Annotated in this window: 10 protein-coding genes, 3 pseudogenes and 1 CRISPR repeat array (1 of these 14 running past the window's edge); of the genes and pseudogenes, 9 read left to right on the top strand and 4 right to left on the bottom strand. The window is 71.0% G+C overall.

The window, feature by feature from the left end:
* Positions 1–133 precede the first annotated feature (133 nt).
* The 7 genes from mvk (at position 134) to ABZW03_RS05125 (ending at position 7776) form a co-directional block, all read left to right on the top strand.
* A complete protein-coding gene (gene mvk / locus ABZW03_RS05155) occupies positions 134–1165 on the top strand; it encodes a mevalonate kinase (RefSeq protein WP_355252436.1) in 1032 nt (343 codons plus the stop codon).
* On the top strand, positions 1158–2210 hold the full coding sequence (gene mvaD, locus ABZW03_RS05150) for a diphosphomevalonate decarboxylase (protein WP_355252433.1): 1053 nt from the start codon (positions 1158–1160) through the stop codon (positions 2208–2210). Before mvk ends, mvaD begins: the two co-directional genes overlap by 8 nt.
* Positions 2207–3334, top strand: coding sequence for a phosphomevalonate kinase (locus tag ABZW03_RS05145; RefSeq protein ID WP_355252430.1), 1128 nt, complete (start codon positions 2207–2209; stop codon positions 3332–3334). Before mvaD ends, ABZW03_RS05145 begins: the two co-directional genes overlap by 4 nt.
* Positions 3331–4422, top strand: coding sequence for a type 2 isopentenyl-diphosphate Delta-isomerase (gene fni, locus ABZW03_RS05140; RefSeq protein WP_355252427.1), 1092 nt, complete (start codon positions 3331–3333; stop codon positions 4420–4422). Before ABZW03_RS05145 ends, fni begins: the two co-directional genes overlap by 4 nt.
* Before the next feature lie 29 nt (positions 4423–4451).
* Positions 4452–5480, top strand: a complete 1029-nt coding sequence (locus ABZW03_RS05135; RefSeq protein WP_355252424.1) for a hydroxymethylglutaryl-CoA reductase — start codon at positions 4452–4454, stop codon at positions 5478–5480.
* A gap of 2 nt (positions 5481–5482) precedes the next feature.
* The gene (locus ABZW03_RS05130; protein ID WP_355252421.1) at positions 5483–6658 is read left to right on the top strand and encodes a hydroxymethylglutaryl-CoA synthase; all 1176 of its coding nucleotides are present in this window, start codon (positions 5483–5485) and stop codon (positions 6656–6658) included.
* Between the two features lie 137 nt (positions 6659–6795).
* Positions 6796–7776, top strand: a complete 981-nt coding sequence (locus ABZW03_RS05125; RefSeq protein ID WP_355252418.1) for a ketoacyl-ACP synthase III — start codon at positions 6796–6798, stop codon at positions 7774–7776.
* Between the two features lie 12 nt (positions 7777–7788).
* Here ABZW03_RS05125 and ABZW03_RS05120 read toward each other — a convergent pair.
* Positions 7789–8184, bottom strand: a pseudogene (locus ABZW03_RS05120) (amino acid permease); the annotation flags it as partial.
* A 44-nt stretch (positions 8185–8228) separates the two neighbouring features.
* A complete protein-coding gene (locus ABZW03_RS05115; protein ID WP_355252415.1) occupies positions 8229–8834 on the bottom strand; it encodes a hypothetical protein in 606 nt (201 codons plus the stop codon).
* On the opposite strand from ABZW03_RS05115, the pseudogene ABZW03_RS05110 reads away from it, so the two are divergent.
* A pseudogene (locus ABZW03_RS05110) lies at positions 8804–9160 on the top strand (carbamoyltransferase N-terminal domain-containing protein); the annotation flags it as partial. The gene ABZW03_RS05115 and the pseudogene ABZW03_RS05110 sit on opposite strands and share 31 nt — an antisense overlap.
* 309 nt (positions 9161–9469) lie before the next feature.
* Here ABZW03_RS05110 and ABZW03_RS05105 read toward each other — a convergent pair.
* Positions 9470–9733, bottom strand: a complete 264-nt coding sequence (locus tag ABZW03_RS05105) for a hypothetical protein (protein ID WP_355252412.1) — start codon at positions 9731–9733, stop codon at positions 9470–9472.
* Positions 9734–9758: 25 nt separating this feature from the next.
* Here ABZW03_RS05105 and ABZW03_RS05100 point away from each other — a divergent pair.
* Positions 9759–9953 (top strand): annotated as a pseudogene (locus ABZW03_RS05100) (DNA methyltransferase); the annotation flags it as partial.
* A gap of 1362 nt (positions 9954–11315) precedes the next feature.
* Here the strand turns inward: ABZW03_RS05100 and cas3 are convergent.
* Positions 11316–13559 carry a CRISPR-associated helicase Cas3' gene (gene cas3, locus ABZW03_RS05095; RefSeq protein ID WP_355252477.1) on the bottom strand — a complete coding sequence of 748 codons (2244 nt, stop codon included), beginning with the start codon at positions 13557–13559 and terminating at the stop codon, positions 11316–11318.
* Between the two features lie 186 nt (positions 13560–13745).
* Positions 13746–14221: direct repeats of the CRISPR family, unit length 37 nt; unit sequence GTGGCGGTCGCCCTCCGGGGCGGCCGAGGATCGCAAC (it continues 354 nt past the right edge of the window).

Raw genomic sequence — 14221 nt, 5'->3', positions numbered from 1 at the left:
ACGCGATGACATCGCTCGCGCCGCCGGCCGCGACCGCCGGCCACGGTGGTCCGGGGTGGCCCGGGCATGACGCGGCGCGCGGTCGAACGGGCTTACTTCATTCCTTCCTAGAAATCTGGATGACGCGATCTCAATGGAATTTCGACAAGGGGAGCTGAGCACGTCGACTCCACCGGCCTCGGCGGCAGGGACAGCGGACAGCCGCCGTGCTCGCTCGGTCGGCACCGGCCACGCCCATGCCAAGGCCATCCTACTGGGGGAGCACGCGGTCGTCTACGGAGCCCCGGCGCTCGCCCTGCCCGTTCCGCAGCTGTCGATCACCGCCAGCGTCGGGTTCTCCACCCGCGGTGAAGAACCGGCAGGTGTGTCCTTCACGATGACCGGATCCGCCTGGAAGGAGGTCGGAACGCAGGCATCCGAGGGGCTGCGCCGGCTGACCACCGACTTCAGGGCATCCACGGGCATCGACGACGGCCGGCATCTCGATGTGATCATCGACGGTTCGATCCCGCTCGGCAGGGGGCTCGGCTCCAGCGCGGCCTGCGCCCGTGCCGTCGTCCTCGCCCTGGCCGACCTCTGCGGCCGCGAGGTCTCGCAGCGGACGGTGTTCGACCTGGTGCAGACCGCCGAGAACGTGGTGCACGGCAAGGCCAGCGGCGTCGACGCCATCACCGTCGGCGCGAGCGCGCCGTTGCTGTTCCACGCGGGCGAGGCCCGCACGCTGCTGGTGGGCTGCGACGCGCTGTTCGTCATCGCGGACAGCGGCACCGTCGGCAGCACCAAGGAAGCGGTCGACAAGCTGCGGGAGAGGTTCCGACTCCACGCCGGAGCACAGGAGCGGTTCGTCCGCCGGGCGTCGGAACTGACCGGCGAAGCCGTGACCACCCTCGCCGCCGGCCGGCCGGAGGAGCTCGGCTTCCTGCTGACGGAGTACCACGGAATGCTCCGCGAGGCCGGGCTGAGCACTGACCGGATCGAGGGGATGGTGAGTGCCGCGCTCGCCGCAGGAAGCCTCGGCGCCAAGATCACCGGGGGTGGACTGGGCGGCTGCGTCCTCGCTCTGACCCAGCCCGAGCAGGCGAGAGAGGTCACCCGGCGGCTGCACGAAGCGGGGGCCGTGCAGACGTGGATCGTCCCACTGAGGAGGCTCGTCACGCATGTCTGAGCAACAGATCACCGTGCGCCGCCGGCAGGACCGGCAGGGCGCGAACGGGGCCGCCGCCGTCGCGCACCCGAACATCGCGCTGATCAAGTACTGGGGGAAGCGCGACGAGCGCCTCTTCCTGCCGTGGACCAGCAGTCTGTCGATGACTCTTGACGTCTTCCCCACGACCACCCGGGTCCACCTCGACGCCGAGGCTTCGGACGACGAGGTGACCTTCAACGGCGTACCCGCGGCGGGCGAGGAGCGGCGGCGCATCGCCGGGTTCCTCGACCTGGTGCGCCGGCGGGCCGGGCTCACGCACCGGGCCGTCGTCGACACCCGCAACACCGTACCCACCGGGGCGGGCCTGGCGTCCTCCGCCAGCGGCTTCGCCGCGCTCGCCGTCGCCGCCGCCGCCGCGTACGGACTGGACCTCGACGGAACCGGTCTCTCCCGCCTGGCCCGCCGCGGTTCCGGCTCGGCCTCGCGGTCGATCTTCGGCGGCTTCGCCGTCTGGAACGCCGGCAACCCCACGGCGCCGCCCGCGGAGGCCGACCTCAGCTCCTACGCCGAGCCGGTACGGACGGGCGACCTCGACCCCGCACTGGTCATCGCGGTGGTCAACGCCGGCCCCAAGGAGGTGTCCAGCCGCGCGGCGATGCGCCGCACCGTCGAGACCTCGCCCCTGTTCGAGCCGTGGGCCGCGTCGAGCCGGGACGACTTGACCGAGATGAGGGCGGCGCTCCTGCGCGGCGACCTCGACGCGGTGGGTGAGATCGCTGAGCGCAACTCGCTCGGCATGCACGCGACCATGCTGGGCGCGCGCCCCGCGGTGCGCTACCTCGCGCCCGCCTCGCTCACCGTCCTCGACGGCGTGCTGGGGCTGCGGCGCGACGGCATACCGGCCTACGCGACCATGGACGCCGGACCGAACGTCAAGGTGCTCTGCCGTCGTACGGACGCCGACCGGGTCGCCGAGGCCGTGCGCGACGCTGCCGCGGGCGGCACCGTGCACATCGCCGGGCCCGGACGGGGCGCCCGCCTGGTGGACGCGGGCGGACGATGACCTCCGCGCGAACGGTCGTCCGCAGTGCGCCCGGCAAGCTGTTCGTCACGGGCGAGTACGCGGTGGTGGAGCCCGGTACCCCGGCCGTCCTGGTGGCCGTGGACCGGGAGATCACCGCCACGGTGACCCTCTCCGAAACGGCCGACGTCGTGATCTCCTCCGATCTCGTCCCCCGGGCGGTGAACTGGCGATGGCTCGACGGCCGGCTCCACGCTCCCGGCACGGAGAACGGGGAAGCCGACGGACCCGGCGCGCGGGGCGCACTGACGCACGTGGTGGCCGCGGTCGAGACCGTGGGACGACTGCTGGCCGAACGCGGCCTGCCCATGCCCGGGCTGGACCTCTCGATCGGCAGCCGGCTGCATGACAACGGCCGCAAGTACGGCCTGGGGTCGAGCGGCGCGGTGACCGTGGCCACGATCGACGCCGTCACGTCCCTGTGCGGACTGGACCTCTCACCCGACGCCCGGTACCGCCTGGCCGTGATCTCCTCGGTCGGGATCGACCCCGTGGGCTCCGGCGGTGACCTCGCCGCCAGTACCTGGGGCGGCTGGATCGCGTACCAGGCACCCGACCGGGCCTTCGTGCTCGACCTCACCCGCCGGTACGGCGTCGAGGAGGCGTTGCGCACGCCCTGGCCGGGCCACTCGGTCCGGAGGCTTCCGGCCCCGCGCGGCCTCGCCCTCGAAGTCGGCTGGACCGGCAACCCGGCCTCCACCGCCTCGCTCGTGTCCGGTCTGCACCGCCGGATCTGGCGCGGCACCGCGTCGCACCGCGCGTTCGTGGAGACCTCCACCGACTTCGTACGCGCCTCGATCACCGCCCTCGAGGCCGGCGACGACCGAAGCCTGCTGTACCAGATCCGCCGTGCCCGGCGGGAGTTGGCCCGCCTCGACGACGAAGTCGGGCTCGGCATCTTCACACCCGAGCTGACGGCCCTGTGCACGGTCGCCGAAACCGTCGGCGGTGCCGCCAAGCCGTCGGGCGCTGGCGGCGGCGACTGCGGCATCGCGCTGCTCGATGCCGAGGCCGTGCACGACATCTCACATGTACGGCAGCGGTGGGCCGCGGCCGGGGTGCTGCCCCTGCCCGTCCGGCCCGCCCCGGAAGGGACCGAGAAATGAGCGCTCAGCGCAAGGACGACCACGTCCGGCTCGCCATCGAGCAGCAGGACACCCGCAGCGGGATCAACCAGTTCGACGAGGTGTCCTTCGTCCATCACGCCCTGGCCGGCATCGACCGGCCGCAGGTGTCCCTGGACACGACCTTCGCCGGGATCTCCTGGCAGGTGCCGCTCTACATCAACGCGATGACCGGCGGGACCGCCAGGACCGGCGCCATCAACCGAGGCCTGGCGATAGCGGCCCGCGAGACCGGGGTACCCATCGCGTCGGGCTCGGTGCACGCCTACTTGAAGGACCCGACGTGCGCCGACACCTTCCGCGTCCTGCGCCAGGAGAACCCCCACGGTTTCGTCATGGCGAACGTCAACGCGACGGCAACGGTCGACGACACCCGGCGTGCCCTCGATCTGCTGGAGGCCGACGCCCTGCAGATCCACGTCAACACGGCGCAGGAAACGGCCATGCCGGAAGGCGACCGGTCCTTCGGGTCCTGGGTCCCGCAGATCGAGAAGATCGCGGCGGCCGTTGACGTACCCGTGGTCGTCAAGGAGGTCGGCAACGGCCTGAGCCGGGAAACTGTCCTGCTGCTGCGACGACTGGGGGTCCGCGCGGCGGACGTCGGCGGCCGGGGCGGCACCGACTTCGCCCGGATCGAGAACGGCCGGCGACCGCTCGGCGACTACGCGTTCCTCCACGACTGGGGCCAGTCCACCGCCGCCTGTCTCCTGGACGCTCAGAGCGCCGGTCTTCCCGTGCTCGCCTCCGGCGGCGTCCGCCATCCCCTCGACGTCGCCCGCGCCCTGGCCCTGGGCGCCTCCGGCGTCGGGGCGTCCGGAGTGTTCCTGCGCACCCTGCTCGACGGCGGTCCCGAGGCGCTGATCGAGCAGCTCACGAACTGGCTGGACCAGCTCGCGGCCCTCCAGACCATGCTCGGCGCGCGCACTCCCGCGGACCTCGCGAGCAACGACCTGATCATCCACGGCACCCTCCGTTCCTTCTGCGCCGACCGGGGCATCGACACGGGGCGACTCGCCCGGCGTTCCCGATCGGCCGACACCCTTCACAACGCGACAGGAAAAGCACAGTGACCGACACACACGCCATTGCCAGGGTCCCCATGAAGTGGGTCGGACCCCTTCGAGTCTCCGGGAACGTCGCCACCACCGAGACCCACGTTCCCCTCGCCACCTACGAGACACCGCTGTGGCCCTCCGTGGGCCGCGGCGCGAAGGTGTCCATGCTCACCGAGCAGGGCATCGTCGCCACCCTCGTCGACGAGCGCATGACCCGCTCGGTGCTCGTCGAGGCGACCGACGCCCAGACCGCGTACACGGCCGCCCGCGCCATCGAGGCGCGGATCGAGGAACTGCGCGCCGTGGTCCGCGGCTGCAGCCGGTTCGCCGAGCTGCTCACCGTCCGGCACGAGATCGCGGGCAACCTGCTGTTCATCCGGTTCGAGTTCAGCACCGGCGACGCCTCCGGCCACAACATGGCCACGCTCGCCTCCGACAACCTGCTGACGCACCTGCTGCGGACCGTTCCGGGAATCTCCTACGGATCGATCTCCGGGAACTACTGCACGGACAAGAAGGCGACCGCGATCAACGGCATCCTCGGCCGCGGGAAGAACGTGGTCACGGAACTGCTCGTCCCGCGCGACGTGGTGGAAGGCGTCCTGCACACCACTGCCGCCAGGATCGTCCAGCTGAACATCCGCAAGAACCTGCTCGGGACCCTGCTGGCCGGCGGCATCCGCTCGGCCAACGCCCACTACGCCAACATGCTGCTCGGCTTCTACCTGGCCACCGGCCAGGACGCGGCCAACATCGTCGAGGGCTCCCAGGGCGTCACCCTGGCCGAGGACCGCGACGGTGACCTCTACTTCTCCTGCAATCTGCCCAACCTGATCGTCGGCACCGTGGGCAACGGCAAGGGCCTGGAGTTCGTGGAGACGAACCTGACCCGCCTCGGCTGCCGCGTGGACCGCGCCCCCGGCGAGAACGCGCGCCGGCTCGCCGTCATCGCGGCGGCGACGGTCCTCTGCGGCGAGCTCTCGCTGCTCGCGGCGCAGACCAACCCGGGTGAACTCATGCGCGCACACGTCGAACTGGAGCGCGACGACAAGACGGCAAAGGTCGGTGCCTGAACATGTCCAACGCCGCTTCCTTCGGAATCCACGACCTGTCCTTCGCGACGACCGAATACGTCCTGTCGCACGCGGCACTCGCCGAGTACAACGGCACGGAGATCGGCAAGTACCACATAGGCATCGGCCAGCGGTCGATGAGCGTGTGCGCCGCGGACGAGGACATCGTGACCCTGGGGGCCGCCGCCGCGGCCCCGATCATCGCCCGGCACGGTTCCGAACGGATCCGGACGGTGGTCTTCGCGACGGAATCCTCGATCGACCAGGCGAAGTCCGCCGGCATCTACGTGCATTCACTGCTCGGCCTGCGATCGGCCTGCCGCGTCGTCGAACTGAAGCAGGCCTGCTACGGAGCCACGGCCGCCCTGCAGTTCGCCATCGGACTCGTACGACGCGACCCCGACCAGCAGGTCCTGGTGATCGCGAGCGACGTCTCCAAGTACGAACTGGACAGCCCCGGCGAGGCGACCCAGGGTGCCGCCGCGGTGGCGATGCTGGTCAGCGCCGACCCCGCCCTGGTCCGCATCGAGAACGCCTCGGGCCTGTTCACCGCCGACGTGATGGACTTCTGGCGGCCGAACTACCGCACCACCGCCCTCGTCGACGGGCAGGAATCCGTCGAAGCGTACCTGCAGGCGGTCGCGGGCAGCTGGAAGGACTACGGCGAGCAGGGCGGGCGCACACTCGACGAGTTCGCCGCGTTCTGCTACCACCAGCCGTTCACGAAGATGGCCTACAAGGCGCACCGCCACCTGCTCAACCACGCGGGCCGCAGCGCCGACCAGGCCGACATCGAGCACGCCATCGGGCGGACCGTGGCCTACAACACCTCCATCGGCAACAGCTACACCGCCTCGGTGTACCTCGCTCTCGCCGCGCTGCTCGACCAGGCGGACGACCTGACCGACCGGCCCATCGGCTTCCTCAGCTACGGTTCCGGCAGCGTCGCGGAGTTCTTCGCGGGCACGGCCGTCCCCGGCTACCGCGAACACCTGCGGACCGCAGCGAACCTGGCGGCGGTGGCCAGGCGCGAGCCGGTCGACCACGCCCGCTACCGCGAGCTGCACGAGTGGTCCTTCCCGGCCGACGGAGGGGACCACCCCACCCCGCAGCAGACCACCGGGCCCTTCCGGCTGGCCGGCGTCAGCGGTCACAAGCGCATCTACCAGGCGCGCTAGCACACCTGCGATCCCGAACACCTGCGGTCCCATGCGTGCGGGGGCAGCCTCCGCGGCTGCTCCCGCACGCGCCCGCCACGGCCGCAGGCCAGTTCTACACACACCGTTCTCCATCCATTTGAGGGGAGGGCAGCCGCATGACCGACGTCAGGATTCTCGGTACGGGTGCCTATGTGCCGGAGCGAATCGTGTCCAATGACGAGGCCGCGGCGGCGGCGGGGGTCGACGACGCGTGGATCACCGACAGGACCGGCATCCGGGAACGGCGATGGGCTGCCGACGGCCAGGCCACCTCGGACCTGGCCACCGCCGCGGGGCGTGCCGCGCTGAGGTCGGCCGGCATCTCCGCCGAGGAGCTGTCCGTGATCGTGGTCGCCACGTCCACACCCGACCGGCCGCAACCGCCCACCGCCGCCTACGTCCAGCAGCGGCTCGGCGCGAGCGGCGCGGCCGCGTTCGACGTCAACGCGGTCTGCTCCGGCGCGGTGTTCGCGCTCTCCGCGGCCGAGGGCGTACTCGCCCGCACCGGCGGCCATGCGCTGGTCATCGGTGCGGACCTGTACTCCCGCATCCTGAACCGGGCCGACCGCAGGACCGTGATCCTGTTCGGGGACGGCGCCGGAGCCGTGGTCCTGGGGGCGCCGGTCGACCACGGACCACGTGTCCGGCACCTCTCACTGCACTCGTTCGGCGAACTGTCGGGGCTCATCGAGGTGCCCGCCGGCGGCAGCCGCATGCCGGTGGACCGGACGGTCCTCGACGCAGGGCTCCAGTACTTCGCGATGGACGGGCGAGGCGTGCGGAACTTCGTCGGTGACCACCTGCCGCAGCTGGTCAAGGGATTCCTGCACGAATGCGGTGTCGCGCCCGACGACATCGACCACTTCGTACCGCACCAGGCCAACGGCACCATGCTGGACAGCGTCTTCGCCGACCTGGCACTGCCTCGCGCGACCATGCACCGCACCCTGACGCACTACGCCAACACGGGGGCCGCTTCCATCCCGATCACCCTGGACGCGGCCGCCCGCGCCGGCGCCTTCACCCCCGGCGACCTGATCCTCCTGGCCGGCTTCGGCGGCGGTATGTCGGCGGGATTCGCGCTGGTCGAGTGGTGAGAAGGTCCGGGCGAAGCTCGCGGCGCCGTAGTCGATTCCGCAGACGCCGCCGATCAGACCGAGCAGGTTGAGCCAGCCGACCAGCCAGCCCCACCGCGGGCCACCGAGCTGGTGCGCCATGAAGTACAGGCCTCCGCTCGTCGGGTAGGCCGAGGTCACCTCGGCGAGCGCCAGGCCGACGAAGAGGACCATCGCCCCGACGCCGATCCAGCCCCAGAACATCACCGCCGGACCGCCGGTGGTCAGGCCGAACGCGAACATCGTCATGCAGCCGGACAGGATGCTGATGACGGAGAACGAGCTGGCGAAATTGCCGAACTCGCCCATTCGCCTGCTCAGTTTGGGCTCGTACCCGAGCTGGCGCAGCCGTTCCTCGTCGGACAGCTCAGGGGCGTGGACGGGGGACATCGAGGTCGACCTCCGTGGGGAGATGATGGGCAGGGGCGGGGTCGTCAGACCAGGGCGGTCGCCCGGCCGGCGAAGGCCTGCTGGCGCGCGGTCAGCAGCAGGTCCTCCGCCTTGTCCGGCGAGTCGGCGACCAGGCTCCACGGGGCCCTGGAAGCGAACTGTCCGAGCGCGGCGAAGAGCTCAGCGGCAGCGTCCATCTGGGCCGACGCCCACAGGGCGTGGGCGAGGTAGTTGAGATCGGCGACCGGCCATGATCCGGGCACCGAGGCGGACCAGCTCTCGTAGGCGCGCAGAGCACGGGAGAAGTGCGGCTCCCGCAGCCACTGCCGGAGCACCACCGCGTTCCGCCTGGGCTCGTTGCGGTAGTGCTCGACCGACAAGTACAGCGGCAGAGCGGCAAGCGGCGAGCCGGCCGGAGCCTTCGACACGGCGAGGGGAACGAAGTCGGAAGCCGCCGGCCGGTAGACCCGGAGCCAGTAGCGGAGCATGCGGTGATGAGCCTCCCGGGTGCCCGGATCGCGCATGAGCGCCTCGCCGAGCAGCCCCCACGGGCCGAGCGGCAGCATCGGGTCCGACGAGCGATGCCGGTGCTCAGGGCGGCTCTTGGCACGGTCCAGCACTGCCAGGGCGAGCAGGCACACCCACGGCACGGGGTCCGAGCGCACCGCCTCGGCGGCGGCCCAGCGCTCGCCGCAGCCTGTTCAGCCCGGCCCTGGTCGAACTCCTCGGCCCGTCCCGGCGCGCCGAGGACGAGATCACCGATCGGCACCGCGACATCGCCCGCGCCCTCCAGCACCTCCTGGAGCAGCTGGTCGGCTCCTACCTCGCCTTCGCCCAGCGCCTCGCACCGAAACGATCGCTCTGCCTGGCCGGCGGCGTCGCACTCAACTGCGTCGCCAACGCCACCGTGATCGCCTCGGGCCGGTTCGACCGGATCTTCATCCAGCCCGCCGCAGGCGACGCCGGCACCTCCGTCGGCGCGGCGCTGGCCGCAGCGGCCGGCCCGGCCCGGCACCCGCTTCGGCATGCCTTCCTCGGCCCGGCCTACGACGAGGGGACCATCCGCTCGGCGCTGAGCCGTATCCCCGTCGGCCGGTACCAGGTGCGGCGCACAGCCGAGCCGCACCGGGACGCCGCGCGGCTGCTGAGAGCGGAGAAGGTGATCGGCTGGTTCCAGGGCGTGCGTGGTGACGAACGAAGGCGCGTACCAGGAGTCGAAGCACCTGCACGTGCACGTCCTCTTCCGCGGCAGCCTCCCGGAGGGCCTGGCCTGAGCTCGGGCGGCTCAGCGGGCGTGCCGGCCGCGCGGGCGGGCGAGAGCGATCGTCCTGGTTGCGATGTCCCGCGCCGTGCGGCGGACGGCCTCGGGGTCGGGACAGCGGCGGGCGCCGCCGAGTGCGGGCAGCAGCTGCTCGCAGGCGCGCAGGAGGGGCGTTCCGTCGGCCATCTCCTCGTCGTCGACGACGACGCAGGTGGCTCGCCCCGCGTACGCCTTCGCGTTCTCGAGCTGGTCGCCGCGGCTGACGGAGGCTGGCAGCGGGATGAGCACGGCAGGCTTGGACAGGGCCCCCAGCTCGGTGCTCGACGTGTGCGCGGGCAGCGGCAGCACCGGAGTCGCCGCCCTGCTGGAGGGCCGAAACCGCATCGGCGTGGAGGTCACCCCGCACTACGCCGGCATCGCCGAGCTGCGCCTCGCGGAGACCGAGCGGCAGATCGCCGAGGGCGCGACCGACCCCGAGTCCGCGGACGAGGAACAGGCCGGAGCCTGATCACCGGCAGCCGGGCCGCTCCCACCGGGGCGGCCCGGCCGGCCCCAGCCCGAAGGAGACCTCCTGGGCACCCCCGCCTCCGACCTCGAAGTGGTGGTTACAGCAGGCCACTTGGCCGGACCGGGCGACGCCGAGGCAGTCCTCGCCCAGTTCCTCGAAACGCCCCCACCTGGGGCCGCTACAGCCCGGGGCAGGACATCACCGTCGCCCTGCACGAGTCCTTCCTTGCCGCGATCGAACTCGACCACGCCACCACCGGGCCCCGCTGGACCATCGCCGCGTACGCCTCGCCCGTCGGCGAGCGGGCCTGGAGCGCCACCTTCTGTACCTGATCGAGGTCGTGACTGCAATGGCCGAGCGCCTGTCCCATGCCCTGACCGCGACCTCCGAGGCGGTATGCGACGACCTGCTGTGGGGGCGCCAGTCACTGGACAACACCATCGTGGCCGATCTGGAAGCCGCCGACGAGACGTGGCAACGGGAGACCGCCCCCGTCTCCGGCGTCTACAGCTACACCCGCCCCGGCAGCTGCTCCGATACCAGCGGGGAGCATGTTTTGAGCCATCGGGTTCGTCGCCACGCTTTGGACCACCGAGCCCCCGTGCTGCAGGCTCGTGCTGACGCGGCCCTGGTCGGGTTCCCGTCGCGGCCTCGGCCTCCGGTGCCGCGACGTCGTCCTCGGCAGCTGCCCCCTGCTCCTCCGGAAGTCCGAGCCTCCCGGTGGGCTTGGTCAGCCCGGAGACCAGCGTGAGACCTCTCCCGTCCGTCCTGCTGATCGGCCGGGTTGTCCTGGGCCGGGCGCCCTGCAAACGACCGTCATCCGGGACGGCAAGTGGGTGGCCATCACGGCCGGCCACAACGTGGATGCGGTCGAGGCGCCGGTGTACCAGCCCTCCTGGGTGGCGTCGAAGCACCGCGATGATGTGCACGTCATCGGACGGGTCGGCGGGAGGCCGCGCTGGGCCGAGCGCCGGAACCTGGCGGAGTACTTGAACCGGCGCGAGGACCTGCTGTGCGACTTCGCACGGATGCTCGCGGTGATGGGGGAGACGACCTCGACCATTCCGGGCGTCCATGAGGAAGCCGTTCCGCTCAGGACGCGAGCCGCGAAGCTCGGGGAGAACGTGAGCTGGCTCGGCATGAGCACTGTCCGCCTGGTGCACCTGGAGCAGGCTCACCAGGTCGGCGTAGGAGCGGAGTTCGGGCAGTTCGGTGTACGCGATGCCGAGGTCGAGGCAGTCCTGGTTGGGGGCGATGTTCCAGCCGAGCAGCTCAGTGCCGAAGCCGGCGGCGATCGGCCGTCCCAGTCGGCCCAGAGAGTGTCGACCCTTCGCTCCCAGGCGCCCGGGGCTTCGCTGGTTCCTATACGACGAACGTTGCGCGGTCCTCCTTCTCGGTCGGGTCGAGTCCTCGGTCTGGGTGGTAGGCGCCGTGCCAGAGCAGGAGGTCGCCGATCACCGGTTCGGCGAGTCCGGCGGCGAGCGCTGCCTTGGCTTCGTGGCGGGGGAGCGAGGCGGTGTGGGGTTGCAGCCGGCGCAAGGGTTCGGGGCCGGTCGGGTAGGGGGACCGCAGGGCGGCGACATCGGCCTCGATGACGTCCCTGTCAGCTTCGTCTCGGATGACGACGACGGGTTGGCTGTACTCGTCGTTGATCATCCGAAAGGCCTTGTCGACGTCGGGGAACTCCAGCTGCGTGCGCAGGTCGTCGATGTCGCCGCCCATGGTGGCGGGGCTGCTGCCGTGGAGGCTGTAGCGGAGCTGGTAGTAGCGGTTGAGCGCGTCGAGGTCGTCGGGGTCCGCGAGGCCGGGGCCGATGTGCGTGGCGGTGGCCTTGAGAGCGGCCTCGTAGATGTTGTCGCGGGGCTGGCCGGCGTCGTGGACCTGGAAGACGACGACGGTGCCCTCCGGTAGCCGGCCGTCGCGGTTGCAGCGGCCGGCGGCCTGCTGAAGGGATTCAGCGGGGGCCCAGGCGCGGAAGACGCGGGGGAAGTCGAGGTCGACGCCGGCCTCGATGAGCTGGGTCGACACCACGTGGACGTCGCCGCCGTCCTTGAGCATGTCCCGGATTCGCTCGATGGTCGAGCGCCGGTGTCCGGCGGTCATCCGCGTCGAGAGGTGGAGCACCGGGGTGGGAGCCTGCTCCGCCAGGAGGCTGTGAAGGCGTGCCGCGTCCTTGGTGGTGTTCACCACGGTGAGTGTCTGGTGGCCGCTGTCGTGGGCGATTTCCTCAGCCATTGATTCCCAGGTGACGTGCGGGCCGTGGCGCCAGTCGTAGGTGACGCGGCGCAGTGCGGTGAACAGGTCGGCGGGGTCGTCGACGAGTTGGTGGCGGGGGAGGCCGTGGAGCTGGCTGAGGGACCAGAAGTCCGGCTGGGTCGCGGAGACGAGGACGACGGTGGCGCCGAAGCGCTCGACGAGTCCGCGCAGGGCACTGAGGATCGGGACCAGGAGGTGGTCCGGGAGGGCCTGGACCTCGTCCAGGACGATGACCGATTTCGCCAGGCGGTGGAGCTTGCGCATGGCGGCGGGCTTGTGGGAGAAGAGCGATTCGAAGAGCTGGACGGTGGTGGTCACGATGAAGGGGGCGTCCCAGTTCTCGGCGGCTGTGCGCGCTCGGCCGGTGTCCGGGGCGTCCAGGTCCACGGAGCTGTGGTGCTCCAGCACGGCCGGGGGGAGAGCGGGGTCGTCGGGGTCGAGGAGGTCCCGGTAGATCTGGGCGTTCTGCTGGGTGATGCTCACGTAGGGAACGGCGACCACGACCCGCCGAAGGCCGTGCGCGGCTGCATGGCGCAGAGCGAATCCGGCCGAGGCGAGGGTCTTTCCGCCACCGGTCGGTACGTGCAGCACGTACATGCCGGGCGTGCCGGTGGCGGAGGTCACCGCTTGTTGGTAGATGTGCTGGCGGATGTCGTCGACCGGCGACGGAGGGCGTGCGGCGAGGGTCTGCCTACGGCGTTCCTCGAACAGATCGGCCAGGGCGGCCATGTCGGTGTCCGGGCGGAGTTGAGGAGGTAGGTCGGCGAAGTGCGCGGCGGTATCGAGGAAGTCGGCGTCGACCACGCAGCTGAACAGCATCCGCAGCAGGAGGTCCCGTGCGAGCGCGGCGTCCGGGGTCGACGGGCCCGTGAGCCACTGGGGCAGCGGTACCCTACCGGTAGGGGTGATCTCCGGAAGGACGGCGGCCACGGCGGCGATCGCTTCCTCAATCAGCCTCTGATCCTTGTGAGTTCGAGACTTCACAGCGGTGAGGAGGGTCTGCAGGTCCTGGTACCCGGGGAGCCCACCGTGATGTCCTTGCACGACAGCGGCGAACGGACGCCCGGCGTGTGACGCCGCCAGCCACGCGCCTGCCTCCTTGTGTGGAACACCCACCCTCCGGCCACCGGCTTCGGCGGCGTGCAAGCCGTGCTGCCAGGCGCAGGAGCCTTTGCCGACGTCGTGTACCAACGCCAGGTACCCGGCGAGCTCGCCCGCGTTGAATGCGGATCCGAACTGTCGTGCCAGGAGAGCGGATCCGCGTAGGTGATCCTCAAGGGTGTGGCGCCGGCCTGATAGGTTCCGGCTGTGCGCCCACAGCGGCGTCACATCGCTGCTTGAGTCCTCCATACCGATCAGATCTCCCATGACCGGACCCTACTGCCGTCGGCAGCCGGACGGTGGGTGGTTCGGAACCTGAAGTGTGCAGGCGACGCGCGTTTCACTCCGAAGTGAAATGTCTGGTTTAGGTGTATGTGTGTCTTTGGAATGCATGGTGATTCACCATTGGTCCGCTAGTTTGGCTGGTCAGCCAGCGTGGCGGTCGCCCTCCGGGGCGGCCGAGGATCGCAACGTGTCAGCCGCTGGATATGGTCGGCCTACAACGGCCGTGGCGGTCGCCCTCCGGGGCGGCCGAGGATCGCAACATCAGACCCTGAATCGTGCTCGGCTTGATGCGGTAGTGGCGGTCGCCCTCCGGGGCGGCCGAGGATCGCAACGATCGCAGACAGCGCGGCGGACAGCCGGCGCCCGTGTGGCGGTCGCCCTTCGGGGCGGCCGAGGATCGCAACACCCGGGTGACGAGGTGCTCCATCCAGCGCGAGGTGGTGGCGGTCGCCCTCCGGGGCGGCCGAGGATCGCAACGTGAAGGCCTCCTCGTCGGCCCGGGCGGTCTCGGCGTGGCGGTCGCCCTCCGGGGCGGCCGAGGATCGCAACCGGCTCCAACACCGCTGCCCTGTGCCCGATTTCGTGGTGGCGGTCGCCCCCCGGGGCGGCCGAGGATCGCAACGCCG

It is taken from the genome of Kitasatospora sp. NPDC004799 (assembly GCF_040609095.1).
GTDB lineage: Bacteria > Actinomycetota > Actinomycetes > Streptomycetales > Streptomycetaceae > Kitasatospora.
Note: the sequence above shows the minus strand (reverse complement) of the source record. Positions and strands in the feature narration are given on the sequence as shown.